30 protein-coding genes are annotated in these 26,140 nt (G+C 59.5%); 10 read left to right on the plus strand and 20 right to left on the minus strand.

What is annotated here, in order from left to right:
- Positions 1-9 precede the first annotated feature (9 nt).
- Positions 10-864: a LysR family transcriptional regulator gene (locus AC1DQM_RS22110; RefSeq protein WP_018926428.1), complete on the plus strand. Its 855-nt coding sequence runs from the start codon at positions 10-12 to the stop codon at positions 862-864.
- A gap of 123 nt (positions 865-987) precedes the next feature.
- On the opposite strand, the gene AC1DQM_RS22115 is transcribed toward AC1DQM_RS22110, so the two are convergent.
- The 3 genes from AC1DQM_RS22115 to AC1DQM_RS22125 all read right to left on the minus strand — a co-directional run bounded on the left by AC1DQM_RS22115 (position 988) and on the right by AC1DQM_RS22125 (position 3,168).
- Positions 988-2,223, minus strand: coding sequence for an RNA polymerase sigma factor (locus tag AC1DQM_RS22115; protein ID WP_477744600.1), 1,236 nt, complete (start codon positions 2,221-2,223; stop codon positions 988-990).
- A gap of 76 nt (positions 2,224-2,299) precedes the next feature.
- On the minus strand, positions 2,300-2,644 hold the full coding sequence (locus tag AC1DQM_RS22120; RefSeq protein WP_018926430.1) for a YciI family protein: 345 nt from the start codon (positions 2,642-2,644) through the stop codon (positions 2,300-2,302).
- A 98-nt stretch (positions 2,645-2,742) separates the two neighbouring features.
- Complete coding sequence (locus tag AC1DQM_RS22125) at positions 2,743-3,168, minus strand: YybH family protein (protein ID WP_018926431.1); 426 nt, start codon at positions 3,166-3,168, stop codon at positions 2,743-2,745.
- A 139-nt stretch (positions 3,169-3,307) separates the two neighbouring features.
- Between AC1DQM_RS22125 and AC1DQM_RS22130 the strand changes: the two genes are divergently transcribed.
- Together AC1DQM_RS22130 and AC1DQM_RS22135 are read left to right on the plus strand one after the other, a co-directional pair.
- Positions 3,308-3,793, plus strand: coding sequence for a GNAT family N-acetyltransferase (locus tag AC1DQM_RS22130; protein ID WP_018926432.1), 486 nt, complete (start codon positions 3,308-3,310; stop codon positions 3,791-3,793).
- Positions 3,794-3,812: 19 nt separating this feature from the next.
- Positions 3,813-4,418 carry a pyridoxamine 5'-phosphate oxidase family protein gene (locus AC1DQM_RS22135; protein ID WP_007934805.1) on the plus strand — a complete coding sequence of 202 codons (606 nt, stop codon included), beginning with the start codon at positions 3,813-3,815 and terminating at the stop codon, positions 4,416-4,418.
- A gap of 53 nt (positions 4,419-4,471) precedes the next feature.
- Here the strand turns inward: AC1DQM_RS22135 and AC1DQM_RS22140 are convergent, their stop codons facing one another.
- From AC1DQM_RS22140 to AC1DQM_RS22160, 5 genes are all read right to left on the minus strand, one after another.
- A complete protein-coding gene (locus tag AC1DQM_RS22140) occupies positions 4,472-4,813 on the minus strand; it encodes a type II toxin-antitoxin system RelE/ParE family toxin (RefSeq protein ID WP_477744598.1) in 342 nt (113 codons plus the stop codon).
- Positions 4,806-5,072, minus strand: coding sequence for a type II toxin-antitoxin system Phd/YefM family antitoxin (locus AC1DQM_RS22145; RefSeq protein ID WP_477744597.1), 267 nt, complete (start codon positions 5,070-5,072; stop codon positions 4,806-4,808). Before AC1DQM_RS22145 ends, AC1DQM_RS22140 begins: the two co-directional genes overlap by 8 nt.
- Before the next feature lie 99 nt (positions 5,073-5,171).
- Positions 5,172-5,660: a GNAT family N-acetyltransferase gene (locus AC1DQM_RS22150; RefSeq protein WP_477744596.1), complete on the minus strand. Its 489-nt coding sequence runs from the start codon at positions 5,658-5,660 to the stop codon at positions 5,172-5,174.
- 324 nt (positions 5,661-5,984) lie between these two features.
- Positions 5,985-6,470, minus strand: coding sequence for a GyrI-like domain-containing protein (locus tag AC1DQM_RS22155; protein WP_477746869.1), 486 nt, complete (start codon positions 6,468-6,470; stop codon positions 5,985-5,987).
- Between the two features lie 69 nt (positions 6,471-6,539).
- On the minus strand, positions 6,540-7,202 hold the full coding sequence (locus tag AC1DQM_RS22160) for a LysE family translocator (protein WP_018926436.1): 663 nt from the start codon (positions 7,200-7,202) through the stop codon (positions 6,540-6,542).
- A gap of 138 nt (positions 7,203-7,340) precedes the next feature.
- Here AC1DQM_RS22160 and alaC point away from each other — a divergent pair, with 138 nt between their 5' ends.
- Positions 7,341-8,549 (plus strand): alanine transaminase, encoded by a 1,209-nt coding sequence (alaC, locus tag AC1DQM_RS22165; protein WP_007934798.1) that lies wholly within the window; start codon positions 7,341-7,343, stop codon positions 8,547-8,549.
- A gap of 65 nt (positions 8,550-8,614) precedes the next feature.
- On the opposite strand, the gene AC1DQM_RS22170 is transcribed toward alaC, so the two are convergent.
- Entirely contained in the window at positions 8,615-9,967 is a 1,353-nt protein-coding gene (locus AC1DQM_RS22170) for a GntP family permease (protein ID WP_018926438.1), read from the minus strand.
- Between the two features lie 81 nt (positions 9,968-10,048).
- Positions 10,049-10,582, minus strand: coding sequence for a gluconokinase (locus AC1DQM_RS22175; protein WP_477746870.1), 534 nt, complete (start codon positions 10,580-10,582; stop codon positions 10,049-10,051).
- Positions 10,583-10,797: 215 nt separating this feature from the next.
- Here AC1DQM_RS22175 and gntR point away from each other — a divergent pair, with 215 nt between their 5' ends.
- Together gntR and AC1DQM_RS22185 are read left to right on the plus strand one after the other, a co-directional pair.
- A complete protein-coding gene (gene gntR / locus AC1DQM_RS22180) occupies positions 10,798-11,829 on the plus strand; it encodes an HTH-type transcriptional regulator GntR (protein ID WP_018926440.1) in 1,032 nt (343 codons plus the stop codon).
- 64 nt (positions 11,830-11,893) lie between these two features.
- A complete protein-coding gene (locus AC1DQM_RS22185) occupies positions 11,894-12,526 on the plus strand; it encodes a glutathione S-transferase family protein (RefSeq protein WP_477746871.1) in 633 nt (210 codons plus the stop codon).
- 57 nt (positions 12,527-12,583) lie between these two features.
- Here AC1DQM_RS22185 and AC1DQM_RS22190 read toward each other — a convergent pair whose 3' ends face one another.
- A complete protein-coding gene (locus AC1DQM_RS22190; protein WP_477746872.1) occupies positions 12,584-13,522 on the minus strand; it encodes a LysR family transcriptional regulator in 939 nt (312 codons plus the stop codon).
- Between the two features lie 99 nt (positions 13,523-13,621).
- On the opposite strand from AC1DQM_RS22190, the gene gstA reads away from it, so the two are divergent.
- Positions 13,622-14,224, plus strand: coding sequence for a glutathione transferase GstA (gstA, locus tag AC1DQM_RS22195; protein ID WP_192351725.1), 603 nt, complete (start codon positions 13,622-13,624; stop codon positions 14,222-14,224).
- 57 nt (positions 14,225-14,281) lie between these two features.
- Here the strand turns inward: gstA and AC1DQM_RS22200 are convergent, their stop codons facing one another.
- From AC1DQM_RS22200 to AC1DQM_RS22215, 4 genes are all read right to left on the minus strand, one after another.
- Positions 14,282-15,295, minus strand: coding sequence for an ABC transporter substrate-binding protein (locus AC1DQM_RS22200; protein WP_086944518.1), 1,014 nt, complete (start codon positions 15,293-15,295; stop codon positions 14,282-14,284).
- Positions 15,292-15,855, minus strand: coding sequence for a sigma-70 family RNA polymerase sigma factor (locus tag AC1DQM_RS22205; RefSeq protein WP_018926446.1), 564 nt, complete (start codon positions 15,853-15,855; stop codon positions 15,292-15,294). Before AC1DQM_RS22205 ends, AC1DQM_RS22200 begins: the two co-directional genes overlap by 4 nt.
- Positions 15,856-16,013: 158 nt before the next feature.
- Positions 16,014-16,805 (minus strand): phosphate/phosphite/phosphonate ABC transporter substrate-binding protein, encoded by a 792-nt coding sequence (locus AC1DQM_RS22210; protein WP_111454771.1) that lies wholly within the window; start codon positions 16,803-16,805, stop codon positions 16,014-16,016.
- 24 nt (positions 16,806-16,829) lie between these two features.
- Positions 16,830-17,771: a fatty acid desaturase gene (locus AC1DQM_RS22215; RefSeq protein WP_111454770.1), complete on the minus strand. Its 942-nt coding sequence runs from the start codon at positions 17,769-17,771 to the stop codon at positions 16,830-16,832.
- 340 nt (positions 17,772-18,111) lie between these two features.
- Here AC1DQM_RS22215 and AC1DQM_RS22220 point away from each other — a divergent pair, with 340 nt between their 5' ends.
- Positions 18,112-18,531, plus strand: coding sequence for a GNAT family N-acetyltransferase (locus AC1DQM_RS22220; protein ID WP_477746873.1), 420 nt, complete (start codon positions 18,112-18,114; stop codon positions 18,529-18,531).
- 19 nt (positions 18,532-18,550) lie between these two features.
- Here the strand turns inward: AC1DQM_RS22220 and def are convergent, their stop codons facing one another.
- The 3 genes from def to AC1DQM_RS22235 form a co-directional block, all read right to left on the minus strand.
- A complete protein-coding gene (gene def / locus AC1DQM_RS22225; RefSeq protein WP_477746874.1) occupies positions 18,551-19,090 on the minus strand; it encodes a peptide deformylase in 540 nt (179 codons plus the stop codon).
- Positions 19,087-20,031: a YihY/virulence factor BrkB family protein gene (locus AC1DQM_RS22230; protein WP_018926452.1), complete on the minus strand. Its 945-nt coding sequence runs from the start codon at positions 20,029-20,031 to the stop codon at positions 19,087-19,089. The genes def and AC1DQM_RS22230 overlap by 4 nt, the downstream gene beginning before the upstream one ends.
- A 165-nt stretch (positions 20,032-20,196) precedes the next feature.
- Positions 20,197-20,388 (minus strand): CsbD family protein, encoded by a 192-nt coding sequence (locus tag AC1DQM_RS22235; protein ID WP_018926453.1) that lies wholly within the window; start codon positions 20,386-20,388, stop codon positions 20,197-20,199.
- A gap of 201 nt (positions 20,389-20,589) precedes the next feature.
- On the opposite strand from AC1DQM_RS22235, the gene AC1DQM_RS22240 reads away from it, so the two are divergent.
- Positions 20,590-20,967 carry a hypothetical protein gene (locus AC1DQM_RS22240; RefSeq protein WP_018926454.1) on the plus strand — a complete coding sequence of 126 codons (378 nt, stop codon included), beginning with the start codon at positions 20,590-20,592 and terminating at the stop codon, positions 20,965-20,967.
- Between the two features lie 217 nt (positions 20,968-21,184).
- Here the strand turns inward: AC1DQM_RS22240 and fadD1 are convergent, their stop codons facing one another.
- Positions 21,185-22,885 carry a long-chain-fatty-acid--CoA ligase FadD1 gene (fadD1, locus tag AC1DQM_RS22245; protein WP_018926455.1) on the minus strand — a complete coding sequence of 567 codons (1,701 nt, stop codon included), beginning with the start codon at positions 22,883-22,885 and terminating at the stop codon, positions 21,185-21,187.
- Positions 22,886-23,241: 356 nt separating this feature from the next.
- A complete protein-coding gene (gene fadD2, locus AC1DQM_RS22250; RefSeq protein ID WP_477746875.1) occupies positions 23,242-24,930 on the minus strand; it encodes a long-chain-fatty-acid--CoA ligase FadD2 in 1,689 nt (562 codons plus the stop codon).
- A 233-nt stretch (positions 24,931-25,163) separates the two neighbouring features.
- On the opposite strand from fadD2, the gene AC1DQM_RS22255 reads away from it, so the two are divergent.
- Positions 25,164-26,108 carry an alpha/beta hydrolase gene (locus AC1DQM_RS22255; protein WP_018926457.1) on the plus strand — a complete coding sequence of 315 codons (945 nt, stop codon included), beginning with the start codon at positions 25,164-25,166 and terminating at the stop codon, positions 26,106-26,108.
- Positions 26,109-26,140: the final 32 nt, after the last annotated feature.

Raw genomic sequence — 26,140 nt, forward strand, 5'->3', positions numbered from 1 at the left:
CGATAGTTCATGGCTTCCCACGAAGTGTTGCTGGCGTTTGTTGAGGCCGCGACCCAAGGCTCGTTTTCCGCCGCGGCGCGCAAGCTCGGGCGCAGTCAGTCGACCATCAGCGCCGCCGTGGCGAGCCTGGAAATCGACCTGAACCTTGTCCTCTTCGACCGCAGCAGCCGCAAGCCGAGCCTGACCCCGGCCGGGCACGTCATGCTGCAACGGGCCGAGGAGATTCTGGCCGCCACCAGCCGTCTGGAAATGACCGCCAGCCAACTGTCCCAAGGCATCGAGCCAAAGTTGACCGTGGCGATTTCCGACACTTACCAGTCCGACCGTTTCGAAGCGGCGCTCAGTGCTTTCGAGCAGCGTTACCCGGACCTGGAACTTGAATGCCTGATCGCCGAATGCGATGACCTGGTAGCACTGGTACAACGCGGCCGCGCGCACGTCGCCTTCGCCGAAATGCAGGACAGCTACCCGCCGGACCTGGTCAGTTCGACGGTGGACGAGCGCACGGAAATCGCCCTGTTCGTGTCCCACGCGCACCCATTGGCAACGCTGAACGACATCGATCAGGACGTGCTGCAACAGCACCGCGAACTGCGTCTGGCGACGATCGTCAATCCGTATGAAAGCCGCGCGAAGGGGCGGGTCTGGTCGGCGCCAAGTTACCTGATGCTGCTGGAAATGGCCCAGGGCGGGTTCGGCTGGGCACCGTTGCCGCGATGGCTGGTGGGGCGGTTCGGGGCTGGTTCGTTGGTGGAATTGAAAGTGCGCGGCTGGCCGAAACCGGTGTATGTCGATGCGCTGTGGTCGCGTTTGCACCCGCCGGGGCCAGCGGGGAGTTGGTTATTGGGCAAGATGCTGGAATGAAGGTCCTGCGGACCTTATCGCGGGCAAGCCACGCTCCCACAGGATTGTATCGAATCGCAAAGGTGTGATCGCCTCAATCCTGTGGGAGCGTGGCTTGCCCGCGATGGGGCCATTGAAATCACATCACTCCAACGCCCGGAGCCGTCCCTCGATAAACCGCCGCTCCGGCACCTGCTGTGTCAATTCCAGCGCCCGTTGATACGCCGCTCGCGCCTCTTCCACCCTTCCCAACTGCCGGCAAAACTCTGCCCGTGCCGAATGCGCCAGGTGGTAATCCAGCAACTCGCCCCGGGCCAGAATCCCTTCGATCAACGTCAGCCCGGCCTGTGGGCCATCGCGCCTGGACAGCGCCGCCGCGCGGTTCAGTTCGATCACCGGCGACGGCACCGCCCGCAGCAGCACGTCGTACAGACCGACAATCTGTGCCCAGTCCGTCTCTGCCGCCGAGGGCGCTTCGGCATGCACCGCGGCAATCGCCGCTTGCAGGCAATAAGGCCCGAAGCGCCTTGTCGTCAACGCCCGCTCAATCAAGGCGCAGCCTTCGGCAATCAGCTCGGCGTTCCACAACGAGCGATCCTGTTCATCCAGCACAATCAGCTCACCGCTCGCGGAGGTCCTGGCCGGGCGCCGGGACTCATGCAACAGCATCAGCGCCAACAGCCCCATCACCTCCGGTTCAGGCAACAGCTCCATCAACAACCGACCGAGACGAATCGCTTCGCGCGTCAGGTCTTCACGGATCAGTTCGTTGCCGATGGACGCCGAATACCCTTCGTTGAACACCAGGTAAATCACCCGCAACACGCTGTCGAGTCGCTCGGGCAGTTCCGTCAGGGTGGGCACTTGGTATGGGATTTTCGCGTCACGGATCTTGGCCTTGGCGCGCACGATGCGCTGGGCGATGGTGGCCGGTGCCGAGAGGAAAGCCCGGGCGATTTCTTCCGTGGTCAGGTCGCAGACTTCACGCAGGGTCAGCGGCACTTGAGCGTCCGCCGCCAGTGCCGGGTGACAACAGGTGAAGATCAGGCGCAGGCGATCGTCTTCCACGTCTTCGTCACTCCAGTCGGCCTGCTCCAGCGCCTCCAGTTGAGCGATCAACACCGGCCGGGATGCGTTAAAACGTGCGCGCCGACGCAACACATCGATGGCCTTGAAACGGCCAGTAGACACCAGCCAGGTACGCGGATTGTCCGGCACGCCGTCGCGCTGCCAGCGCTCGACCGCGACGAAGAACGCCTCGTGCAGCGCTTCTTCGGCGAGGTCGAAATCGCCGAGCAAGCGGATCAGGGTCGCCAGGATTCGCCGCGACTCATCGCGGTAAACCTGCTCGACTTGCGCCCGTACCGATTCGCCCGGCATCAGTCCGGCATGCCTGGGGCCATTTTTCGCTGGACGGATTGCACACTCATAAAAGAACTCCTGTTGTGATAGTTATTCAGACATTTAACTGGCGAACGGGCCGCACCTCGACGCAGCCGACCCGGGCCGCCGGAATGTTACCGGCGACCTGGAGGGCTTCATTGAGGTCTTTGGCATCGATCAGGTAGAAGCCGGCCAACTGCTCCTTGGTTTCAGCGAACGGGCCGTCGGTGATCGACATTTTGCCGTTGCGCATGCGCACGGTGGTCGCGGTCTGCACCGACTCCAGCGCTTCGGCGGCGATCATCCGGCCGCTGCCCTGGATCGACTCGGCATAGGCCATGCACTCGGCGTCGTTGGGGCTTTCGGGCATCGAGTGCAATTCGTGCTCGTTGCTGTAGACCAGGCATAAATACTTCATGGGACTCTCCATTTCAGGCGGCTTTGCCGTGACCGAACTGATCAACTATGGCTGTCGATTGGCGCTTTGGCGCTGCTTTCCGATAAACAACCCGACCATCAGGGTTCCAGGTTGAACAGCGCCGCGCCGCTGGTCATGTCGAACGGAGCCGACCAGTGTTCGTGGACGATCTGCCAGAGCCCCGCTTCCTGCCGATAGCACGCGGTGACGCGCATCCAGCAAGCCTGGGTTTCACCCTTTTCATTGGTGCCGCCGCAATGCGCCAGCCAGTGAGCGAAAGCGATCTCCTGCGACGGCACGACGTTGATTTCATGGAACTCGAAAATATGCGGGCCGGGGCACATCTCCATGCATTCCTGCCAATGCGCACGGTAGGCCGCCTTGCCCTTGAATTGCAGGGCTTTGACGGCATCGAAGGAGACGATGTCGTCGGCGTACAGGGCCATGACCTTTTCCACATCCTTGGCGATGACCGCCTGACGGTAGTTCTCGATCAAATTATGGATTTGTGTCTGAGCGTTCATGAGGGTTCTCCACGTTTTTTGTTGAAGACACCTTTAGTCGTCTGGCGAAAAGCCAAATCGACAACCGAAATAAAAATAATCCATGGAGGCAAACTCGCTAGAATCCGAGGCTCATTTGTGTTGGAAAAAGGACACTCCAGTGACAGCCCGACTCGTGCCTTACGAAAGCCTGAACGCCTTGCAGCGCCGACAGGTCGAGGCCATCGAAATCCACGCCGAACAAATCAGATTCTCCGGCGACATCCACGGTGCATTGCACACCTTGCTGTCCAAACCGGGGCCCGGCGTCAAAGGCTTTGCCCTGCTGGCCGAAGAGGTTCCGGTGGCCTTCCTGCTGCTCAAGCGCCCGCCGGTGCTGCCGGCCTGGGCCGACGAACACAGCGCCACCCTGCACGCCCTGCAAGTCGATCACCGCGCCCAGGGCAAAGGTTACGGCAAGGCCTGCCTGCAAGCCCTGCCCGAGGTTGCGCGCCAGGCCTGGCCGGAGATCAAGGGGCTGGAGTTATCGGTGGATGCCGACAATGAATCGGCCATCGCGCTGTATGCCAAATACGGTTTTGTCGACAGCGGCGAAGCGTACAAAGGCCGGATCGGTTACGAACGACGGATGGGACTGGTTTTCTGATTCATGGAGGGATGAACGAATGTTGAACTCAATCGAAGCGCTGGAAGCGATCTACGGCCTGCCCCATGAGCGCGCGGTGCGCAAGCAGATCCCGTTTTTGAACGAGGACTATCAGGCGATGGTCCGTGCCTCGCCGCTGGTGATTATCAGCTCGGTCGGCCCCGACGGCATGGACGGCTCACCGCGCGGCGATACGCCGGGTTTTGTGCGGATCATCGATGAGCGCACGCTGGCGATCCCGGATCGCCCCGGCAACAACCGCATCGACACGCTGCGCAATGTCGTGCTCGACTCACGGGTATCGCTGCTGTTCATCATTCCGGGAATTGGCGAGACGTTGCGGGTCAACGGCACAGCGCAGATCAGCGCCGAGCCCGCATTGCTGGAGAGTTTTGCCGTCAATGGCAAACCGGCGCGCACGGTAATGCTGGTGACGGTGGAAGCGGCGTATTTCCATTGTTCGAAAGCGATTGTGCGTTCGGACTTGTGGAACCCTGAACGCTACCTCGACCGCTCTGCCCTGCCGACGGCAGGGGCGTTTCACAAACGGCTGAACGATGGGCAGTTCGATGCCGAGACGTACGACCGGGAAGCGCCGGCGAGAGTGCGCGATAGTCTTTACTGATCACAACTGAAAAGGGTTGCCTTGTGGCAACCCTTTTAGGATGTAGCGAACGATTAGAGCAATAGGCAGTAATCGAGCAGTTGCTTCTCGATACTTTGACGCTGGCCGATGATCAAGGCGACCACGACAAGGTTTTCGCCCGGGAATACTTCATACAAAACCCGCTGTCCCAAAGGCAGGTACTCACGAAAATGAGTCACCCCAAGGGACGCTGCTTCCTGACAAACGCCGTAAACATGAGCCTGACTGCCGAGAGCCGTGACGATCTGCATGACCAATTGATCGACCATTTCAGCCGCTTTTTTGCGGCCGCATTGCTGAGTCAGATAGTGCTCAAGCGAAATCACACCATGTTCCGCAGCGGTCGCAAACTCCACCCTATAGGTTTCAGGCATCGTTATCGTCTTGCAACAATTGACGTCGCTGGGCCAGCCTGTCCAAGAGAGTGTCGCCAGAAATAAGCCTTCCCTGGTCCTTGTCTCGGGAGGCAAACGACAGCAGCTTGATCAGAGCGATCGCCTCGTCTCGACGTTTACGCTCTTCGTAAGACTCGATCACATAGGCCGGAACGCCATTCTGAGTGACCAGCATGGGCTCGGAGAGATCCAGCGCTGCCGCATTTTTTTTAACAAAACTGATTGTTTCAACTCGCATCGTTCACTCCTCTGCTCGCCATCCGAACAGGATGATCAGCGCAACAAGGTCTGAATTTAGGCCATTAAAAAACTTATCACAAGAAATCATTTTCTTCTGCTACAGCGCCAACACCATCTCATGCCACGCCATCCCGCCATGGTCAGACGCCGAAGGCTTGATGTAGGCAAAACCAAACCCGGCATACAGCGCAATGTGCCGCTCTTTGCACATCAGGTGGATGCTGGCCTTGTTCAGTGCGCGCATGCGCTGGATGAATTCTCCCATCAAGTGTTTCGCCAGGCCCTGCCCTTGATAATCCGGATGCACCACCACCGACATGATCACCACGTGCGGGCCGGCCGGGTCGTGGCCGATCAGTTCCTTGAACGCCTCGTCCGACATTTCCACCTCAAACGCCGCACCGGAATTGACGAAACCGGCTACAACGCCATCCACTTCGGCGACGATGAAGCCCTCGGGCCAAGTGGCGATGCGGGTGGCGATTTTCTCGCGGGTGGCGGCTTCGTCGCCTTCGTAGGCAACGGTTTCGATGGCGTAGCAACGGTCCAGGTCAGCGGGAATGACGTGGCGGATGACGGTGTTCATGGCAGCTCGGAATCGGCGGGGGAAAGGCTGGGATCATAAATTAATAAGGTGTTCATATCGATCACGACAAGTGCCGTAAAGCCTTCGTATAGGCACTTTCATTGCGCGTCGCCCGGGGCTATTTGTGTTGCCTGTCTCTAGTCACCATGAGGGGAACACACCATGAGCAGCGTCCAAATCGGTCTTCTTATGCTGTTGGGCATCAGCACGTTCGGCTTCGTTTCTTTGGCGATCGACCTGTTGCGGGCGCGACGGGTGAACAAGGGAAAATAGTGCCCGCAGGACATTCAGAGGCGGCGGGTCGAGCCGCCTCTGCAGGTGCGATCAGGACTTGATCGGCAGCCAGATTTCCAGCACGCCGGTATTGAGCTTCGGGTTGAAGTCTTCGCTGTAGCGTTCGAACTCCGGGGCATCCGCTGCCTCGTGACCGGACTGCGGCAACCAGGTGTTCCAGATGTACTGAAAGGTCTGGGGCAAGGTATCCAGCGAGCCCTTGTGCTCGAAAACCACGTAATACTGGGGCTGAATCTCGACCCAACGGTATTTCTCGGGCAGGTCGTCGAGCTTGCTGATCTCGACACCGGCGATGTATTCGAAACCGCCCTTGCCGTCCGGGTTGCAGCAAACGCCGTAGGTCACTTCGCCCTTTTGCCCGGGAACATTGCCGATGTGGGGAACGAATTTATCCCAGAGCTCGGGAATCTTGCCGGCCGTCTCTTGGGTAAATCGCCCGCCAAGCCCCGCTATGAGCATGAAGTGCCCGTGTTCGAAGCGTTGCTCAACCTGATCATCGCGTATTTGCTCATCCATGACTCGACTCCTGGGAACGTAAAAAGTGGGTTCGGCTGGGAGTATAGAAGCCAAACCCGATTCGCCCAGTCAGAGCCCCGGAAGCTGTCCGGCGGTGGGCGCACCGACAAACTCGTTGTAACCCGAAAGAATCACGTACACAGCGAAATAGCAGAAGATCGCGGCCGATGCCATGTAGGAATAACGCAGCAGTTTGTCTCCGAGCAGCTTGCCGCCATGGCTCGCCGCAAAGCACAGCGTGACGCACCAGAGAATTCCCGCGCAGAGAAATCCACCGAGAAACAACGCCGAACTGAGGGTGCCGCCGCCACCGGAACGGGCAATCAGGGTGCCGCCCACCGCGGCGAACCAGAGAATCGCACTGGGCGACGACATGGCGAGGAAAATCCCCCGCAAGAACTCTTTGCGATGGGAGTTGTGGCCAACGTCGGCGGTCTCGGCCAACACGGCACTGTGGTAGATCGCCGAATGAATCATCTTCGCCGCGAAGTACAGCAGCAACGCCGACCCGCCGATCCACAACACCCAACGCACGGTTTCGTATTGCAACAATACGGTCATGCCGGCCAGTGCCAGCACTGCGTAAATCAGGTCGCCGACGCAAGTCCCCAGCCCCAGGGCAAAACCCTGGAAATAGCCGCGCTGCATCGCCAGCGTGATCATCGCGATATTGGCCACGCCGATGTCCAGGCACAGTGAAAGGCTGAGCAGGAAGCCGCTGGTAAATTCCATCAACCCGTTTCCTTCGGAAAATTTGTTTACGTAGAGGCTGGACAGTTTGCCACACCTGCCCTTACATTCCGCCACAGGCCACCGCAGTGGCCAGCGTCGCTCGGACGGTTCCGGGCGCTTACGTTATTCGAGGCAACAATGGCCGAACAAGGTTCGCCGCGCCGCTTTGCGCGCATAGATCGACTCCCCCCTTACGTTTTCAACATCACTGCCGAGCTGAAGATGGCCGCCCGTCGTCGTGGCGAAGACATCATCGACTTAAGCATGGGCAACCCCGACGGCGCCACGCCGCCGCACATCGTCGAAAAACTGGTCACCGTCGCCCAGCGCGAAGACACCCACGGCTACTCCACGTCCAAAGGGATTCCGCGCCTGCGTCGGGCGATTTCCAATTGGTACAAGGATCGCTACCAGGTTGATATCGACCCGGAAAACGAAGCCATCGTCACCATCGGTTCCAAGGAAGGCCTGGCGCATTTGATGCTGGCCACCCTCGACCAGGGCGACACCGTGCTGGTGCCGAACCCGAGCTACCCGATTCACATCTACGGTGCCGTGATTGCCGGCGCCCAGGTGCGGTCGGTGCCGCTGATCCCTGGCGTGGATTTCTTCGCCGAGCTGGAACGGGCGATTCGCGGTTCGATCCCGAAACCGAAGATGATGATCCTGGGCTTTCCGTCCAACCCCACCGCCCAGTGCGTGGAGCTGGACTTCTTCGAGCGGGTGATCGCCCTCGCCAAACAGTACGACGTTCTGGTGGTGCACGACCTGGCCTACGCCGATATCGTCTACGACGGCTGGAAAGCCCCGTCGATCATGCAAGTGCCCGGCGCCAAGGACATCGCGGTGGAGTTTTTCACCCTGTCCAAGAGTTACAACATGGCGGGCTGGCGCATCGGCTTCATGGTCGGTAACCCGGAGCTGGTCAACGCTCTGGCGCGGATCAAGAGCTACCACGACTACGGCACCTTCACCCCGCTGCAGGTCGCGGCCATCGCGGCGCTGGAAGGCGATCAGCAATGCGTGCGCGACATTGCCGAACAGTATCGCCAGCGTCGCAACGTGCTGGTCAAAGGCTTGCATGAATTGGGCTGGATGGTCGAGAACCCGAAGGCGTCGATGTATGTCTGGGCCAAGATTCCCGAGGCGTATGCACACCTGGGCTCGCTGGAATTCGCCAAGAAACTGCTGGCCGAGGCCAAGGTTTGCGTCTCGCCGGGTGTCGGGTTTGGTGAGTACGGGGACGATCATGTGCGCTTCGCGCTGATCGAAAACCAGGACCGGATTCGTCAGGCCGTACGCGGAATTCGCGGGATGTTCCGGGCGGATGGGTTAGTCACCAAATAACCCCCCGTAGAAGTCGCTCAAAAAAAAACCGCATCGCTGCGGTTTTTTTGTGTTGGCCGTTCGTGTCAGACGAACAATGACAACAGCAGGATGAAGCCCAGGCCTACCACGGACAGGATGGTTTCCATCGCGGTCCAGGTCTTGAAGGTTTCCGCCACGGTCATGTTGAAGTACTGCTTCACCAGCCAGAAACCGGCGTCGTTGACGTGGGACAGGATCAACGAACCGGCACCGGTGGCCAGCACCAGCAGCTCACGGTTCACGCCCGGAATCATCCCCACTACCGGCACCACGATGCCAGCGCCAGTGATGGTCGCCACGGTTGCCGAACCAGTCGCGATGCGAATCACCGCGGCTACCAGCCAGGCCAGCAGGATCGGCGAGATCTGAGCCGCCACCGCCATGTGACCGATCACATCACCTACACCGCTGGTCACCAGCATCTGCTTGAAACCGCCACCGGCACCGATGATCAGGATGATCGCGGCGGTCGGCGCAAGGCTCGAGTCCAGCCATTTGAGCATCTGTTGCGAGCCGATGCCCTGCTTGTAGCCGAAGGTGTACAGCGACAGCAGCAATGCCAGCAGCAGCGCCGAGATCGGGTGACCGATCAGGTCCATGAAGGTGCGGAAGAAGTTGCCATCCGGCAGCACCACATCGGCAAAGGTCTTGAGCAGCATCAGGAACACGGGCGACAGCACGGTGACCAGGGTAATGCCGAAGCTCGGCAGATCGGCGGAATCCGACTCCCGCGCCAGTTGGTCCACCAGTTCCTGATTCGGATGACCGGGAATGTGCTTGGCAATGAACGTACCGTAGATCGGACCGGCGATGATGGCAGTCGGCAGCGCAACGATCAGGCCGTAGAGAATGGTTTTACCAATGTCGGCACCGAACACGCCGATCGCCAGCAGCGGACCCGGGTGCGGAGGAACCAGACCGTGCACGGCGGACAGACCGGCCAGCAGCGGGATACCGATCTTGATGATCGACACGCCGGTACGACGGGCGACGATGAACACCAGCGGGATCAGCAGCACGAAGCCGATTTCGAAGAACAGCGGGATGCCGACCAGGAAGGCCGCGAACATCATGGCCCACTGCACCTTGTCCTTGCCGAAGGCCCGAATCAGGGTCTGGGCGATCTGATCCGCCCCGCCGGACTCGGCCATCATTTTGCCGAGCATGGTGCCCAGCGCCAGAATGATCCCGACGAAACCGAGAACGCCGCCGAAACCATCCTGGAATGCCTTGATGATGGTGCCGATCGGCATGCCGGAGGTCAGCCCGAGGAACGCGGCGGCGATGATCAATGCAATGAACGGGTGAAACTTGAACTTGGTGATCAGGACAATCAAGCCGATCACCGTGACCACTGCATCGAGCAGCAGAAACGACTCGTGGGACATGCCAAACATGGGGGGTGTCTCCTGTTTGTTGTTGTTATTAAAGCGATTAATCAGAAGCCGTCAGGACAGCGCTATCTTTTGCAGCAAAACTCAACTGGCGAGTTTCAAGCCGTGATCGAGCCACCAACGGTGGGCCTGAGTGGCCAATTCGTCGACGCTGTAACTTGAAGCATCCAGAGCCAGGGTCAGGGGCTCACCAACGGGCGATTCAAGGGTGGCGAACTGGCTGTCGATCAGGGTCGACGGCATGAAGTGGCCCGGCCGATGGGAGACACGATCGGCGGCGACTTCAGGGGTCAGCTCAAGGAACACAAAGCCCAGGCCCGGCAAGGCACTGCGCAAGCGTTCGCGGTAACTGTGTTTGAGGGCCGAACAGGTCAGCACCGGGCGCTCGCCACGGGCATCGACGCGGCGCAGTTCATCGCACAGGCTGTCGAGCCAGCCGGCACGGTCTTCGTCGTTCAGGGGGATACCCGCGCTCATCTTTTCGATATTGGCGGCAGGGTGGAAAGTGTCGCCTTCAATGGCGGTGGCGCCGCTGAGCTGGCACAGGGCCTGGCTGACGCACGTCTTGCCGCAACCGGCAACGCCCATGATGACCAGGGCGGTGATGGAATGATTCATGTAACACCTCAGCGCGCAGACAGCGCTACCTTTGCTACGTAAAACTCTAGTGCAAAAGCAGATGTTGCCGACGCCTTCTTGTCATTTTTGTGGGTTGCAGCATGTTCGTTCTCGATGCCGAAAAGCGAGGATCAGGCAAACCCCGCTCACGCATTTGCAGCTGCATCGAGACAGCGCTACCTTAGTGCCTTGAATTTTGTTTGGCAAGCCGTCCGATGAATACCCCTAAAAACGATAAAAATACACGAACCACTGGCCGTCCTACCCTCAACGAAGTCGCGCGCCTGGCCGGTGTCAGCCCGATTACAGCCTCCCGCGCCCTGCGTGGCGTCAGCACGGTGGCCACCGAACTGGTGGAAAAAGTCCAGAAGGCTGCCCTCGAGTTGAACTACGTGGTCAACCCCGCCGCCCGCGCGCTGGCCTCGGCCCAGAGCCATTCCGTCGTGGTGTTGGTACCGTCATTATCCAACCTGCTGTTCATCGACACGCTGGAAGCCATTCATCAGGTTTTGCGACCAAAGGGCTTCGAAGTGCTGATCGGTAACTTCCATTACTCGCGCGATGAAGAAGAAAACCTGCTGCGCAACTACATGGCTTATCAGCCGCGCGGCTTGCTGCTGACCGGTTTCGACCGCACCGAAAGTTCGCGGCGGATGATCGAGGCCAGCAACATTCCCTGCGTCTACATGATGGAACTGGACAGTGCGGCGGGACTCAATTGCGTCGGTTTTTCGCAACTGGCCGCCGGCGAAACGGCGGCCGAGCATTTGCTGTCGCGCGGTCGCAAACGCCTGGCTTATATCGGAGCGCAGCTGGATCAGCGCACGTTGCTGCGGGGCGAAGGCTTCCGTCGGGCGCTGCAAAAGGCCGGGCGCTACGACCCGGATCTGGAAGTGTTGACGCCACGGGCCTCATCGGTCGGACTCGGTGGCGAACTGTTCCTGCAATTGCTGGCTGCGCATCCAGACCTCGATGCGATCTTCTTCGGCAACGACGACCTGGCCCAGGGCGCACTGCTCGAAGCCTTGCGCTGCGGGATCAAGATCCCCGAACAGGTGGCGATCCTCGGCTTCAACGACCTGCCCATGTCCGAACACATGGTGCCGCGCCTGAGTAGCATCAATACGCCTCGAGAGGCCATTGGCCGTCGTTCGGCCGAGTTGATGCTGACCTTGATGGCCGGTAATTCGGTGGCCAAACCGGTGCAGGACATGGGGTTTGAATTGAAGGTGCGCGAGAGCACCTGATACGCAATCGTCCCTTTGCTCGTGCTAGATTCCCGGCACCTGTAACAGCAAACGGAGAAGCTCAATGGGACATCCGCTGAAGATTTTGGGTCGGGCCTCGTCAATCAACGTCAGAAAGGTCCTGTGGGCCTGCGACGAACTGGGCGTTTCCTACGAACGGGAAGACTGGGGCAGCGGTTTTGCCTCGACCCAGAGTCCGGAGTTTCTCCAGCTCAACCCTAACGCACAGGTGCCGGTGCTCATCGACGAAGCCGGCGTGCTGTGGGAGTCCAACACCATCTGCCGCTATCTGGCCGGCAAATACCAAAACACCGATCTGTTGCCCATCGAGCCGGCGGCGCGCGCTCGTGTGGAACAGTGGATGGACTGGCAAGCCACCGAACTCAATCCGTCCTGGGGCTACGCCTTTTTTGCGCTGGTGCGGCAATTGCCGAACTTCCAGGATCCGCAGCGGATCGCCGATGGCGTTCGCGGCTGGAACGCGAAAATGGGCATCCTCGAACAGCAACTCGCGTCGACCGGTGCGTATGTCGCCGGACCTCGGTTCACCCTGGCCGATATCCTCATCGGCTTGTCGGTCAACCGCTGGCGGATGACCCCGATGGAACGCCCGGACTATCCCGCCGTCGACGCCTATTGCCAACGACTGGCGCTGCGACCGGGGTTCATGGCACACGCCTGTAATGGCGTGCCTTGATTTCACCTCCCCACGCAAATTCATGTAGGAACGAGGCTTGCCCGCGAAGACGATGTGTCAGTCGACATCATCGTTACCTGATACACCGTCTTCGCGGGCAAGCCTCGCTCCTACAGGCGATAACGGACGATCTGCGAGCATCCCCAACAGCGCCTGCACTGCTGCCGAAGGTTCTTTATCAGGCGCAACCACCAAGGCAAACTCCCGATCGATGCGCGGCGTCACCGGCACTATCCGCAGGCCTTGGCGATTGGTCGGCAGGGTCATTTCCGGTACCAGGGTCACACCGATATTCTCCCGCACCAGGGTGAACGCACTGCTCCACTCACGCACCTCGGCCCGCACATCCAGCAGTTGCAACCCGGCATCAGCCGCCAGGCTGCGGGCATTGGTCGAACACCCGCCCGTGGCCAGCACAAAGGGTTGCTCCGCCAGTTCCGCCAGTGAGACGCCCTCTTCATTCGAGCGGCGCGCCAAAGGATGGCCACCGGGCAGAACCGCCACCCAGGCATCACGCCCCAAACGCCCGGCATTGCGCGCAGGTGCCGGGTTCAACGCCACACCGACATCCACCAACCCGGCACTGAGCAACGTTTCCACTTCATCGTCGCTGACCTCCAGCGCCACCACTTGAATGCCGGGATACAGCCGATTGAACTGGCGCAACAGTGGCGGCAGGAACGTCGTCAGCACCATAGGGAAACTAGCCAGACGAATCGTCCCGCGCTGGATGCCTTTAGCGGCGTCGACGGTGCTGCGGATGTTTTCCAGGGCACCGAGCATGGTTCGTGCCTGTTCGATCACAGGCAAGCCGATGGCGGTCGGCAAGGTCTGGCGGTTTTCCCGGCTGAACAGCTGAACGCCCAGGGTTTCTTCGATCAAGGCCAGTGCCTGGCTGGCACCGGATTGGGTCATGCCGACCCGCTCAGCGGCGCGGGTAATGTTGCCGGTATCGGCCACCGCCACCACCATTCGCCAATGCATCAGGTTCATCATGGCAGTAGCTTTCCTTATGGCAGTTTTCTGAAAGATTAATTTTACCGAGGGTGCCGCGCACTATGACACTGGCGCAAATCCGCAACCAGAGCCCTGCCCATGAAGTTGTATTACATCCCGCAAGCCTGCTCATTGGCGCCGCACATTGTGCTGCGCGAACTGGAGCTGCCGTTCGAGTTGGTCCGCGTCGACAACAGCAGCAAGAAAACCGTCACCGGCGATGACTTCCTCGCCATTAACCCCAAAGGCTACGTCGCGGCATTGCAGCTGGATAACGGCGATGTGCTGACCGAGGGCCCGGCGATCCTGCAGTACCTGGCGGATCTGCACCCGGAGGCAAACCTGGCACCGGCGAGCGGAACGTTCGAGCGGGTGCGGTTACAGGAATGGCTGAACTTCGTTTCGACCGAGATTCATGGCGGGCTGGGTTGGCTGTTCAATCCGCAGTTTGCGGACGAGGTGAAGGCGCTCATCAAAGAGAAACTGTTCAAGCGCTTTGCCGTGTTGAGCCGGACGCTGGAGCGGCAGGACTACTTGATGGCCGGCGGGTTCAGCATTGCCGATGCGTATCTGTTTACGGTGTTGCGTTGGGCTCGGTTGTTTGCGATTGATCTGGATGATTGGCCGGCGTTGGCGCGCTTTCAGGCGCGGGTTGATCAGCGGCCGAGCGTGAAAGCGACATTGGCGGCGGAGTTGGTGTAAGGCTTTAGATCGCTTCGCGGGCAAGCCCGCGATAGCTATCTATCAAACACCGCTGAACTACAAACTCGCACTCACTTTGCTCGCCACCTCACCCGGCACCCAGCCCTTCCACACTTGCGGCTGATCGCGCAAAAACGCTTCGGCGACCTGACGCGGTGGCTGGCGTTTTTCGCTCATCTGCCCCAGGGTCTGGTTCAGCAGATCGATCGGCAAATCGACCTTTTCGAAGAACGCCACCAGGTCCGGGTACTGCGCCTTGAACGGTGCCGACACGCCGATGGCCAGGCTGGCCGGCATCGAACGCGTGCCCTTGGGGTTCGGATTGTTGGCATCGGCCAGGGTTTTCCAGGCTTGCGCGTCGAACGGTGGCTCTTCGAGTTTCACCAATTTGAAGCGGCCCAACAGTGGCGTCGGCGACCAGTAGTAGAACAGCACCGGTTTGCCCCGGCGGATCGATGAAGCGACCTCGGCATCCAGCGCCGCGCCGGAACCGGTGCGGAAGTTCACGTAGCTGGCGGTCAAGTCATAGGCCTTGAGTTTCTGGCTGTTGACGATCTCCGACGTCCAGCCGGTCGGGCTGTTGAGGAAGCGTCCGCGGCTTGGGTCTTCGGGGTCGCGGAATACGTCCTTGTAGCGAGCCAGGTCGGCGACGGATTTCAGCTCCGGCGCCAAGGGTTTAATGCCGCGTTCCGGGTCGCCCTTGATCACGTATTCCGGCACCCACCAGCCTTCGGTGGCGCCTTTGACGGTATCGCCCAAACCAAACACTTTGCCCTCCGATGCCGCCTTGACCCAGGCCGGACTGCGCCCGGCCCACTCTTCGCCGATCACCTGGATGTCGTTCTTGGCCAACGCGGCTTCGAGGCTGACGGTGCTGCCGGGCAAGGTGTCGGTTGGGTAGCCATAACCTTTCTCGACGATCAGCCGCAGGATCTCGGTGATCAGGCTGCCGCTTTCCCAGGTGATGTCGCCGAAATGGATGGGTGTGGCTTTTTCTGCGGCGGGAACATGGCCAGCCACAAGGCTCAGGGCCAGCAGCGAACTGCCGAGCAGGGTTTTGATCGATCTCATGCGGACCTCCGGGTCTGGGGTGTTCGGTTCAAGGACGTTCGGTTCAGGGGTTCGTTGGCGCTGTGCAGCGTGCACAGAGCCTGGGAACGGGTCATGTAGACGCTGACCGAACGCTGGGAAATGCCCAGTTCGGCGGCAATTTGTGGGTAGGTCAGGCCGTCGACTCGCGACAGCAGAAACGTTGCCCTGACCTGGCCCGGCAGGCGGTCGAGGGTTCGATCCAGGTGCTTCAGGGTCTGGGAGAACTGCGCCAGGTCTTCAGGCGATGGCCCGCCAATCGGATCAGTCGGCAGTAACTGCTCGAGGTGTTGGCGTTCCAGATCCCGATGGCGCCACAGCTGATAAATCAATCGCTGGGCGATGGTAGTGAGTAAGGCGCGGGGTTCGCGAATCGGCGTCAGGCCTGGCGACTCGAGCAATTGCACGAAGGTTTCGGCGGCAATGTCTTCGACACTGGGACTGGCTCCCAGATATCGGCGCAGACGTGCGCACAGCCAGGTGTAGTGGGCGCGGAACAATCCGCCCACGTCGTTGCGATGGGAAACGTCGGCGCCGGACATAGGGGCTCCTTGGGTTAGGGGTCGCTGAATGTCCGGTGATCCGGTGGCGCGATCCTAGCAAGGAGCCTTATTCGTTAAAAATACTTAAAATGAATTTTTATATTCCATAAATGAATTTACACGAATGACGCCTGATACGTCGCTATCGCGGGCAAGCCTCATCGCAACCGCCCATACCCCAGCGCTTCGGCGTCCCGCTGATAATCGAGAATAATCTGATAGTCGCTCTCGCTGGCGGGCAACACTTCTTGCAGGCCCAACGTCTCGGCGACCTCGGGCAGTTCCTTCAATGTCTGGTTCATCACCTGTCGAAGCTGTTCAGCCTGCACATCAGTGGTGTCAGCCGCCGCGATGTACGGCAACGTCGGACTGAACGCGGTGCGCGCCAATATTCTCAAGCCAGCGACTTCTGCCTGGGCGTGCTGCGCCAGATAGGCGAAGGTCACGCTGTCGATGGCGGCCAGGTCCGCCAGGTCGTCACGCAGCCAGCGCAGGCTTTCGCGGTGGCTGCCGCTGATGGCGACACGGGCAAAAAACTGCCCGTCGCGGTGCAACGGCGCCAGTCGGTGACGCAACAGGTTCATGCCACTGTTGGAGTCTTCGCCGTTGATCACGCCGCGACTGCCGCGCAAGGCCGACAACGTTCTTCGAGGATCATCGGCGCGAGTCAGCAACAGGCTGCAATGGTTGCCGCCGCTGCTGTCCGGCAGTTCATAACGAGGACGACCAATGACCCGGACGCGACCGCGCAAGGCTGTCATCAACGGGTAACCACAGGTTTGGGTCAGCAGCAGGTGCGGGGATAGCCAAAGGTCCATCAGCGACAGTTCTTCGGCATCAAGGCGGGTGCTGCCGAGCTGTTCGAGTATCTGCGACAGCCAACGCTCGTTGGCTTGGTGGATCGGCTCGGGAGCGACGTACATCAGTAATTCAGCAAGGTGTTGTGTCATCGAATATTTCTTCACCAGTGAAAATCAATGAAACGGATGCCGCGGACTGTCAATCGCCCTCACCCCGTGCCAACGCACCCACTGGCCATAACCCCGCACCAGAAACCCGCCACTGCGCGCCAGCCATTGATCGCGATGCGCGCGGTACACCCGTGGCAAGTCGTACCAGGGCAGCCCCGGCAAGTCGTGGTGCACCAGGTGCAGATTGAGATTCAGGAACAGCCAGCGCCACGGCCACCCCGCTTCATTGATGACGGTGCGTTGCTCCGGTTGCGCATGCGGACGGTGTTCATAGTAGGAGCGAATCATCGCAATCGACAGCGCCGGCACGCTGATCAGCAACAGGTAATACCAGACCGGCAGCACGCTGTAGCGCGCGATGAACGCCAGCATCAGCAGCGTCAGCGCACCATGGCTCAGCCACATCAACCAGGCTTGGCGCTCACCCGTTTTCAGCCGTTGCAGCTCCTCCCGCGCCAGCGCCAGCAAGGCCAGTGGCGCACCGAGGGCCAAGCGCCCCAGCACGGTTTTGTTCAGCCAGTGCAGGCCCTGTTCGAACAGCGAACTGCGCTGCCACTGTTCAGCGCTCAGGTAACGGCTTTCCGGGTCGCTACCTGGGATGGTCAGGTCTTCGTCGCGGTGATGCAGCAAATGGCTGTCGCGGTACAAGGTGTAGGGATACCAGACCGCAAACGGCGCATAACCGAGGACTTTATTCAGCATTGGCCAACGGGTGGGATGACCGTGCAGCAATTCGTGCTGCACCGACAACCACAACACCAGCAGTGGAATCAGCAACAACGTGCTCCACCAGAGCCCCAACCGGGCACTGCCCAGCACAATACTGAACCAGCCGACGTAAACGCCGATCAGCAACAGCCAGGTCGGCCACTCGGTGCGAGCGGTGAAACGTTGGCGCAGGGTTTCGATTTCTTCACGATGGGCAGCGTCAAAGTAATGGGGCATGGCTTTGCTCAGAACGGGAACCAATCCCCCTCTGTGCAACGGCGCCGGGATTTCTTGCAGATTGTTTGGTTATTTCGATAGACGCAAAAAACAGGAGCCCGAGGACTCGGGCTCCATGGACGCGGGATCAGTGGCCGAACACATTCACCTTCTTGGCTTTCTTGTCCGCGCGTTTTTCAATTGCGGTTTTCGCCGGTTTTTTCTTCGCGGCTTTCTTTGATTCCATACCTTTGGACATGATGCGTACTCCACTAACAGGGGATGTGAGATCAGGTATACACCTATCCCGGCGCGCGTGTTCTTTTATAATCTGTGCCCTGCCCACCGACTGTCCGAGCCCATGCCCAACACCCAGTACACCGTGCTCGACGCGCCATCATGGCCGTTGATGAACAAGTTTTACCGCGCCCACCAATCGTCGATGAAAGCGGTGCGAGACGCTCAATTGTGGGTCGCAAGACGTGAAGAGATCATCGCGGCGCTGTGTTTGCGGCCGGTGGCCGGCGGGCATTGGCTGACCGGGCTGTTTGTCGACCCGAGCTGTCGCGAACAAGGAATCGCCGCGACGTTGATCGCCCACGCCGTCAAGCACCTTGAAGAGCCGGTCTGGCTGTTCTGCCATCCGGATTTGCGTGGCTTTTATGAGCGTCGTGGTTTTACCTTCGACCCGCCCCTGCCCTACGCCCTGGCCGAACGGTTGAGCCGTTATGCGCGCAGCAAACCGATGATTGCCATGGGTTTGCAACCAGGTTCGGCATGAACAGCGATCCTTTAGCGATTCAATCGTCCGCCGCAGGATCAAGGTCCGGGAACATCACTTCGGTAAACCCGAACTTGCTGAAGTCTGTGATGCGCGAGGGGTATAACCGGCCGATCAGGTGATCGCATTCATGCTGCACCACCCGTGCATGAAATCCGGAGGCAATGCGCATGATCGGCTCGCCCTTGGGATCAAAGCCTTCATAGCGAATCTGCTGATAGCGATCCACCGCCCCACGCAGGCCCGGCACCGACAGGCAGCCTTCGAAACCCTCTTCGAGGGTCGGGCTCAAGGGCGTGATCAGCGGATTGATCAGAATCGTCTGCGGCACCGCTTCGGCGTCCGGATAGCGCTCGCTGTGCTCGAAACCGAAGATCACCAGTTGCAGGTCGACACCGATCTGCGGCGCGGCCAGGCCGACCCCGCCGACGCTTTCCATGGTCTGGAACATGTCATCGATCAGTTGCCACAATTCGGGGCTGTCGAACATTTCCGCCGACACCGGCGGAGCGATGCGCAGCAGGCGTTCATCGCCCATTTTCAGAATTTCACGGATCATTTTATGACTTCGTCAGTGGTCGGCTGGATAGAGTGATCTCGCCCCAGTCCTGAGACATGCTGTTTGGGTTCTTCGTGCACCTTTTCACCGGGTTTCTTGCCTTCGGATGACATGTGCTCGATCACCGCGTTCATTTCCGCACCGAGCAGCAGCACCGCGGCGGAAATATAGAAGTACAGCAACAACACGATGATCGCGCCGATACTGCCATACATGGCGTTGTAGTTGGCGAAGGTTTTGACGTACAGACCGAAGCCCAGCGAAGCGACGATCCAGACCACCACGGACAACACCGCACCCGGGGTGATGAAGCGAAACTCTTGTTTGACGTCGGGCATGACGTAGTAAATCAGCGCCACCGCCATCATCAACAGAATCACGATCACCGGCCAGCGCGCGATGGTCCAGACGGTCACAATGAAATCTTCAAGGCCCACCTGCGAAGCGATCCAGGCCATCACCTGCGGCCCGAGCACCATCAGCGCAGCGGCGGCCAGCAGCATGCCGGCAATGCCGATGGTGTAGAAAATCGACAGCGGAAAACGCTTCCACACCGGACGGCCTTCAACCACGTCGTACGCGGCGTTCATCGCACTCATCATCAGCCGCACACCAGCGGACGCGGTCCACAGGGCGATCACAATACCCACCGAGAGCAAACCACCCTTGGATTGCTGGAGCTGGTCGATCACCGGGTTCACCTGCTCCAGCGCCTGGGGCGGCAGCACCAGTTCCGATTGCAGGCGCAGCCAGGAGAAGAAGTCCGGCAAGTGCAGGAAGCCGATCAGGGCGATCAGGAACAGGATGAAAGGGAACAGCGAGAACAGCATCTGATAGGCGAGCGCCGAGGCATAGGTCGACATCTCGTCGGCGACGAACTCGGTGACCGTACGCATCATCACGCGATGCAGGGGCAGACCTTTCATGGTCGGGAAAAACATTAGCGTCTCGCCGCAAAAAAGTTGAAGTCATGGCGACTCAGGGGCCGTTTTCTACAACAAAGTAGCCTACTTGGCGACTTTGAAACAATTTCCTTGCTCAAGTTCAAGCTGACACAAAAACGGCCATCCGCGGATGGCCGTCTCTGTTACTCGTCAAACGCCGGGTTACGCCTTGTCGATACCTTTTTTAAGAGCATCCTTGACCTTACCGATCGCTTGCTGGGCTTCGCCTTTCTGTTCCTGCCTGACGCCTTCGGCGCGCATTTTGTCATTACCGGTGGCCTTGCCGACGCCTTGCTTGACGTTGCCGACCGCTTCGTTTGCCATGCCTTTAACTTTATCGCCAGTGCTGCTCATGGTATGTCTCCTGAGAACATTTCAACGGGGAAAGTCGTTACATAAGAGTGGACCGAAAGCCTTTGCGCGGAGTTTCATTTATTTCCCAACAGAACATTTCATCGCGCAAGGCAGGTTAGGCTTTATGTTTGCAGTCTTTGCCCCGAGAATGCGCAACGTATTCAGGCCATGGCGCTGAAGATCCAATCCCGTAGGAACGTTATGAAACTCGATAAAAAGCAGGCCATTGCCCGCAGAAACCAGGAACTTGGCGGTGCCGTGCTTGGCGTCAACAACTGCCATTTCACCGAATTGAACCGTAACCGCAACATTTTCTGGTTCGATATTCCGGTCGCGCGGCTGGCCATTGGTCAGTACGAATGGATTCACTTGCTGATGCACACCCCGGACACCGACGAACTGCTGCACCTGAAAGTGCCGACGGTGTTCCTGCGCGAGAAGCTGGAAGGCCTGGTGGTGCGCAACCAGGGTAAACGCAAGGCCGCCCTGAGCCTGGAACTGAGCGCCGACAAGGACTCGTACCTGCAGGACATGCGTCCGGCGGGCACCAACGTCAATTTCGCGCAGTTCCGCCAGTAATCCTCTCAAGCCATCAAAGAGTCCCCTGTGGCGAGGGAGCTTGCTCCCGCTGGGGTGCGTAGCGCCCCTAAATCAGGTACCTCGATTCACCTGATCAGGCCGCTGGCTGCTTTTGCGACTGCTGCGCAGCCGAGCGGGAGCAAGCTCCCTCGCCACAAAAGCGCTTTTGATACCGCTTTAAACAAAAAGCCCCGCATCTGCGGGGCTTTTTGTTTAATCAGGCGCTGACTTTCTTCACGCCCAGCTTTTTCAGCTCTTCGTCGCGCAACTCGCGGCGCAGGATCTTGCCGACGTTGGTAGTTGGCAGCGCGTCGCGGAACTCCACGGCTTTGGGCACCTTGTAGCCGGTGACATTGGCGCGCATGTGCTCCATCACCTGTTCCTTGGTCAGGGTCACGCCCGGTTTGGCAACGATGAAGATCTTGATCGCCTCCCCCGACTTCTCGTCCGGCACGCCGATGGCCGCGCATTGCAGCACGCCCGGCAGGGTCGCCAGCACGTCTTCCAGTTCGTTGGGGTACACGTTGAAACCGGAGACCAGGATCATGTCTTTCTTGCGATCGACAATGCGCATGTAGCCATCGGGCTGAATCAGAGCGATATCACCGGTCTTCAACCAGCCTTCGCTGTCGAGTATTTCATCGGTGGCTTCCTGACGCTGCCAGTAGCCCTTCATGACTTGCGGACCTTTCACACACAGTTCACCGATGCCGCCCAACGGCTGCTCAACGCCGGCATCGTCGATGACTTTGCACCGGGTCGACGGCACCGGAATACCGATGGTGCCGATCTGGATGTTCTGGCTCGGGTTCACCGTAGCCACCGGGCTGGTTTCGGTCATGCCGTAACCTTCGCAGATCGGGCAGCCGGTGACCGCTTTCCAACGTTCAGCCGCGGCCAGCTGCAAGGCCATGCCGCCGGACAAGGTGATTTTCAGGTTCGAGAAATCCAGCTTGCGGAACGCTTCGTTGTTGCACAACGCGACGAACAATGTGTTCAAGCCGACGAAACCGCTGAACTTCCACTTCGACAGTTCCTTGACCATCGCCGGCAAGTCGCGCGGGTTACTGATCAGGATGTTGTGGTTGCCGATCAGCATCATCGCCATGCAATGAAAGGTGAAGGCATAGATGTGGTACAGCGGCAGCGGCGTGATCAGGATCTCGCAACCTTCGTTGAGGTTGGAGCCCATCAGCGCCTTGCACTGCAGCATGTTGGCCACCAGGTTGCGGTGGGTCAGCATCGCGCCCTTGGCCACGCCGGTGGTGCCGCCGGTGTATTGCAGCACCGCCACGTCGCTGCTGGCCGGGTTGGCTTCAACCACTGGCTGGCCATGGCCTTTGCTCAACACGTCGTTGAATTTGATGGCCTTGGGCAAGTGATACGCCGGGACCATCTTCTTCACGTACTTGATCACGCTGTTGATCAGCAGACGCTTAAGCGGCGGCAGCAGGTCGGCCACTTCAGTGACGATCACGTGCTTGACGCCGGTTTTCGGCACGACGGTCTGTGCCAGATGCGCCATGTTGGCCAGGCAGACCAGGGCTTTGGCACCGGAGTCGTTGAATTGGTGTTCCATTTCCCGCGCGGTGTACAGCGGGTTGGTGTTGACCACGATCAGCCCGGCGCGGATGGCACCGAAGACGGCGACCGGGTACTGCAACACGTTGGGCAATTGCACGGCGATTCGATCGCCCGGCTGCAAATCGGTATGCTGTTGCAGGTAAGCGGCAAAGGCACCGGACAATTCGTACAGCTCACCGTAGGTGATTGTCTTGCCCAGGTTGCTGAATGCCGGTTTGTCAGCGAAGCGTTGGCAGGATTGCTTCAACACTGCCTGAATATTCGGGTACTCGTCTGGATTGATCTCGGCAGCAATTCCAGCTGGGTACTTATCCTTCCAAAAGTCTTCGATCATGGAAGCCCACTCCTCAGCAACGCGAATTCAACACCGCATTTGATGCGATTATTATTGGTGTTTGTCTATTGGTGAATCTGGCTTTACATAGGCCGAGAAGTCACAAAGCGCGCCGAGAGTAGCAGCTTTGCCAAGGGCCGACTAGAGCCTAAATAGCCCCCTACAGTCACTTTGGTGACTCAAGAATGGCAAGCGGTCATTTTAGAGCAAAAATCCTATACCGCTCTGAAAGCCGCTGAATTCGCGGCTTTCAACGCAAAAGATCGCAGCCTTCGGCAGCGCCTACAGAGGAATGCGATCCCCTCAGGAGCTGCCGAAGGCTGCGATCTTTTGGCATCACCTCGGTCTACGACCGTTTATGCGATGTCCCGCAACTCCCGCCGCAAAATCTTGCCCACCGGCGTCATCGGCAACGACTCACGCAACACGATGTGCTTGGGCACTTTGTACGCCGTGAAGTTTTCCTTGCAGTAAGCCTTCAGCTCTTCAAGGCTGACCCCCGACTCACGGGCCACCACAAACAGTTTCACCGCCTCCCCCGAACGCTCGTCCGGCACGCCGATCACCGCACAGTTGGCGACTTTCGGGTGGGCCATCACCACGTCTTCGATCTCGTTCGGGTACACGTTGAAGCCCGAGACGATGATCATGTCTTTCTTACGATCGACAATACGCACGAAACCATCCGGGTCGATCACCCCGATGTCGCCCGACTTGAACCAGCCATCAGCATCCAGCACTTCGGCGGTGGCTTCGGGTTTCTGCCAGTAGCCCTTCATGATCTGCGGGCCCTTGATGCACAGTTCGCCACGTTCGCCCAGCGGCTGCTCGACGCCTTCGTCGTTGATCACTTTCAGGGTCGTGCCCGGCACCGGCAGGCCGACCGTGCCGATGCGCGATTTGTCGCCGTAAGGGTTGGTGCAGGCCACCGGCGAGGTTTCGGTCAGGCCGTAACCTTCGGTGATCCGGCAACCGGTGAGCTGTTCCCAGCGCTCGGCGGTGGCCTTGACCAGCGCCGTGCCGCCGGAGTTGGTGAGTTTGAGACTGGAGCAATCCAGGGTCTTGAAGTCGGGATGCTCCATCAGCGCGACGAACAGCGTGTTGAGCCCAAGCAGCGCCGAGAACCGCCAGTTCTTCAGCTCCTTGATGAAGCCCTTGATGTCCCGTGGATTGGTGATCAGCACGTTGTGGTTGCCGGTCACCATCATGCACATGCAGTTCGCCGTGAAGGCATAGATGTGGTACAGCGGCAGCGGCGCGATCATCACTTCCTGGCCTTCGCGCAGCAGCGGCTGACCGTCGGCACCCAACTGACTGAGGCATGCCCGCGCCTGCTGCATGTTCGCCACCAGGTTGCCGTGGGTCAGCATCGCACCCTTGGCCAGCCCGGTGGTGCCGCCGGTGTATTGCAATACGGCAATGTCGTCGAGACCGACATTCAGTGGTTTGATGCCCAGGCCCCGGCCCAGACGTAGCGCGCTCTTGAAGGAGATGGCCCGGGGCAATGAATAGTCCGGGACCATTTTCTTGACCTTGGCGACCACGGTATTGATCAGCCAGCCCTTGGCGGTGGGCATCAGGTCGCCCATCTTCGCTTCGATCAGGTATTGGATGTCAGTGTCGGGCAACACTTCCTGGACCTTCTGTCCAAACACGTTCAGGTACACCAGCGCCCGGGCACCGGAGTCCTTGAACTGATGACGCATCTCCCGCGCGGTGTACAGCGGGTTGGTGTTGACCACGATCAGCCCGGCACGCAGGGCGCCAAACACGGCAATCGGGTAATGCAGGACGTTGGGCATCTGCACCGCGATGCGATCCCCCGGCACCAGGTCGGTGTGGGCTTGCAGATAACCGGCGAACGCGGCGCTGTAACGTTCCAGTTCAGCGTAGGTCAGGGTCACGCCCATGTTGCTGAATGCCGGGCGGTCAGCAAATTTCTTGCAGGAACGCTCGAACACCTCGATCACCGACTTATAGGCCCCAAGGTCAATATCCAGGGGCACGCCGGCCGGGCGTTTGTCATTCCAGAAATCAGGTTGCATTGTTCTTGTCCTCATTACCTGAATCTATCCGGGGCCGCTTTCTCTATCACTTCTGAAAAGCGGTGCTTCCCGGACACTAGCAGCTATGGTGAATCAGGCAAATATGCGCACAGTCCTCATTGATCCCGTGAATCTTGCTGCCCCGGCGCTGCCTGATCAGACGGCGCGCGCGGGATGCGCTATACAATGCAACGACGCCCATGCCGCATGCAGTCCCATGCAAAGGAATCGCCATGATCCATGACACTTTCTGGCTGACCGCGAGCGACCGCAGCCGCCTCTTCGTCAACCAGTGGCTGCCGACTGCACCGCTCAAAGCCGTGATCCTGCTGGCCCATGGCATGGCGGAACACAGCGGTCGCTACGCTCGCCTGGCAGAAAAGCTCTGCGAACAGGGCTACGGTGTTTACGCACCGGACCTGCGTGGACATGGCAAAACCGCTGAAAACGGCACCCTGGGCCACTTCGCCGACAGCGATGGCTGGGGCAAAGTGGTCGGTGACCTCGCCTGCCTCAACCAACATATCGGCCAACAGCATCCCGGCGTGCCAATCGTGCTGTTGGGCCACAGCATGGGCAGCTACATCGCCCAGGCTTACTTGCTGCACCACAGCGCCAGCCTGCACGGGGCGATTCTCAGCGGCTCGAACTTCCAGCCCGTGGCGCTCTATCGCGCAGCGCGGCAAATTGCTCGTCTCGAACGCCTGCGCCAGGGCCCCAAGGGTCGCAGTGCATTGATCGAATGGCTGTCGTTCGGCTCGTTCAACAAGAAGTTCAAGCCAGCTCGCACCTCGTTTGACTGGCTGAGCCGCGACCCGGCCGAGGTCGACAAGTACGCCAACGACCCGCTCTGCGGCTTTCGCTGCACCAATCAGCTATGGATCGATTTGCTCGGCGGCTTGCAGCAAATCAGCAAAGCGTCCAATCTCGCCCAGATCGATCCGGGCCTGCCGCTGCTGGTAATTGGCGGCGAATGTGATCCGGTGAGCGAAGGCAAACGTCTGAAAGATCTGGCCCACGCCCTGCGCGACGCTGGCTGCCAGAGCCTGCACTTGAATATTTACCCGCAGGCCCGGCACGAACTGTTCAATGAGAGCAATCGCGATGAAGTGACTGCCGACGTGCTGAACTGGATCGCCCAGGCCTTGAGCAACCGCCGGCCCCCCAGAGCCGAATAGTTTTTTTGTGGATTCATTTAATTCGTCACAGG

It is taken from the genome of Pseudomonas sp. 01L34, assembly GCF_056400265.1.

Bases quoted from the DNA above. Each gene is read 5' to 3' on its own strand.
- AC1DQM_RS22235 (WP_018926453.1), bottom strand. From the start codon at position 20,388: ATGAGCAGCACTGGCGATAAAGTTAAAGGCATGGCAAACGAAGCGGTC.
- AC1DQM_RS22185 (WP_477746871.1), top strand. From the start codon at position 11,894: ATGGGACATCCGCTGAAGATTTTGGGTCGGGCCTCGTCAATCAACGTC.
- AC1DQM_RS22115 (WP_477744600.1), bottom strand. From the start codon at position 2,223: ATGCCGGGCGAATCGGTACGGGCGCAAGTCGAGCAGGTTTACCGCGAT.
- gstA (WP_192351725.1), top strand. From the start codon at position 13,622: ATGAAGTTGTATTACATCCCGCAAGCCTGCTCATTGGCGCCGCACATT.
- AC1DQM_RS22220 (WP_477746873.1), top strand. From the start codon at position 18,112: ATGCCCAACACCCAGTACACCGTGCTCGACGCGCCATCATGGCCGTTG.
- AC1DQM_RS22145 (WP_477744597.1), bottom strand. From the start codon at position 5,072: ATGCGAGTTGAAACAATCAGTTTTGTTAAAAAAAATGCGGCAGCGCTG.
- AC1DQM_RS22135 (WP_007934805.1), top strand. From the start codon at position 3,813: ATGTTGAACTCAATCGAAGCGCTGGAAGCGATCTACGGCCTGCCCCAT.
- AC1DQM_RS22215 (WP_111454770.1), bottom strand. From the start codon at position 17,771: ATGCCCCATTACTTTGACGCTGCCCATCGTGAAGAAATCGAAACCCTG.
- AC1DQM_RS22125 (WP_018926431.1), bottom strand. From the start codon at position 3,168: ATGAACGCTCAGACACAAATCCATAATTTGATCGAGAACTACCGTCAG.
- AC1DQM_RS22200 (WP_086944518.1), bottom strand. From the start codon at position 15,295: ATGAGATCGATCAAAACCCTGCTCGGCAGTTCGCTGCTGGCCCTGAGC.
- def (WP_477746874.1), bottom strand. From the start codon at position 19,090: ATGATCCGTGAAATTCTGAAAATGGGCGATGAACGCCTGCTGCGCATC.
- fadD2 (WP_477746875.1), bottom strand. From the start codon at position 24,930: ATGCAACCTGATTTCTGGAATGACAAACGCCCGGCCGGCGTGCCCCTG.
- gntR (WP_018926440.1), top strand. From the start codon at position 10,798: ATGAATACCCCTAAAAACGATAAAAATACACGAACCACTGGCCGTCCT.
- AC1DQM_RS22230 (WP_018926452.1), bottom strand. From the start codon at position 20,031: ATGTTTTTCCCGACCATGAAAGGTCTGCCCCTGCATCGCGTGATGATG.
- AC1DQM_RS22110 (WP_018926428.1), top strand. From the start codon at position 10: ATGGCTTCCCACGAAGTGTTGCTGGCGTTTGTTGAGGCCGCGACCCAA.
- AC1DQM_RS22150 (WP_477744596.1), bottom strand. From the start codon at position 5,660: ATGAACACCGTCATCCGCCACGTCATTCCCGCTGACCTGGACCGTTGC.
- alaC (WP_007934798.1), top strand. From the start codon at position 7,341: ATGGCCGAACAAGGTTCGCCGCGCCGCTTTGCGCGCATAGATCGACTC.
- AC1DQM_RS22140 (WP_477744598.1), bottom strand. From the start codon at position 4,813: ATGCCTGAAACCTATAGGGTGGAGTTTGCGACCGCTGCGGAACATGGT.
- AC1DQM_RS22255 (WP_018926457.1), top strand. From the start codon at position 25,164: ATGATCCATGACACTTTCTGGCTGACCGCGAGCGACCGCAGCCGCCTC.
- AC1DQM_RS22170 (WP_018926438.1), bottom strand. From the start codon at position 9,967: ATGTTTGGCATGTCCCACGAGTCGTTTCTGCTGCTCGATGCAGTGGTC.
- AC1DQM_RS22240 (WP_018926454.1), top strand. From the start codon at position 20,590: ATGAAACTCGATAAAAAGCAGGCCATTGCCCGCAGAAACCAGGAACTT.
- AC1DQM_RS22155 (WP_477746869.1), bottom strand. From the start codon at position 6,470: ATGGATGAGCAAATACGCGATGATCAGGTTGAGCAACGCTTCGAACAC.
- AC1DQM_RS22210 (WP_111454771.1), bottom strand. From the start codon at position 16,805: ATGACACAACACCTTGCTGAATTACTGATGTACGTCGCTCCCGAGCCG.
- AC1DQM_RS22205 (WP_018926446.1), bottom strand. From the start codon at position 15,855: ATGTCCGGCGCCGACGTTTCCCATCGCAACGACGTGGGCGGATTGTTC.
- AC1DQM_RS22175 (WP_477746870.1), bottom strand. From the start codon at position 10,582: ATGAATCATTCCATCACCGCCCTGGTCATCATGGGCGTTGCCGGTTGC.
- AC1DQM_RS22190 (WP_477746872.1), bottom strand. From the start codon at position 13,522: ATGATGAACCTGATGCATTGGCGAATGGTGGTGGCGGTGGCCGATACC.
- AC1DQM_RS22160 (WP_018926436.1), bottom strand. From the start codon at position 7,202: ATGGAATTTACCAGCGGCTTCCTGCTCAGCCTTTCACTGTGCCTGGAC.
- fadD1 (WP_018926455.1), bottom strand. From the start codon at position 22,885: ATGATCGAAGACTTTTGGAAGGATAAGTACCCAGCTGGAATTGCTGCC.
- AC1DQM_RS22120 (WP_018926430.1), bottom strand. From the start codon at position 2,644: ATGAAGTATTTATGCCTGGTCTACAGCAACGAGCACGAATTGCACTCG.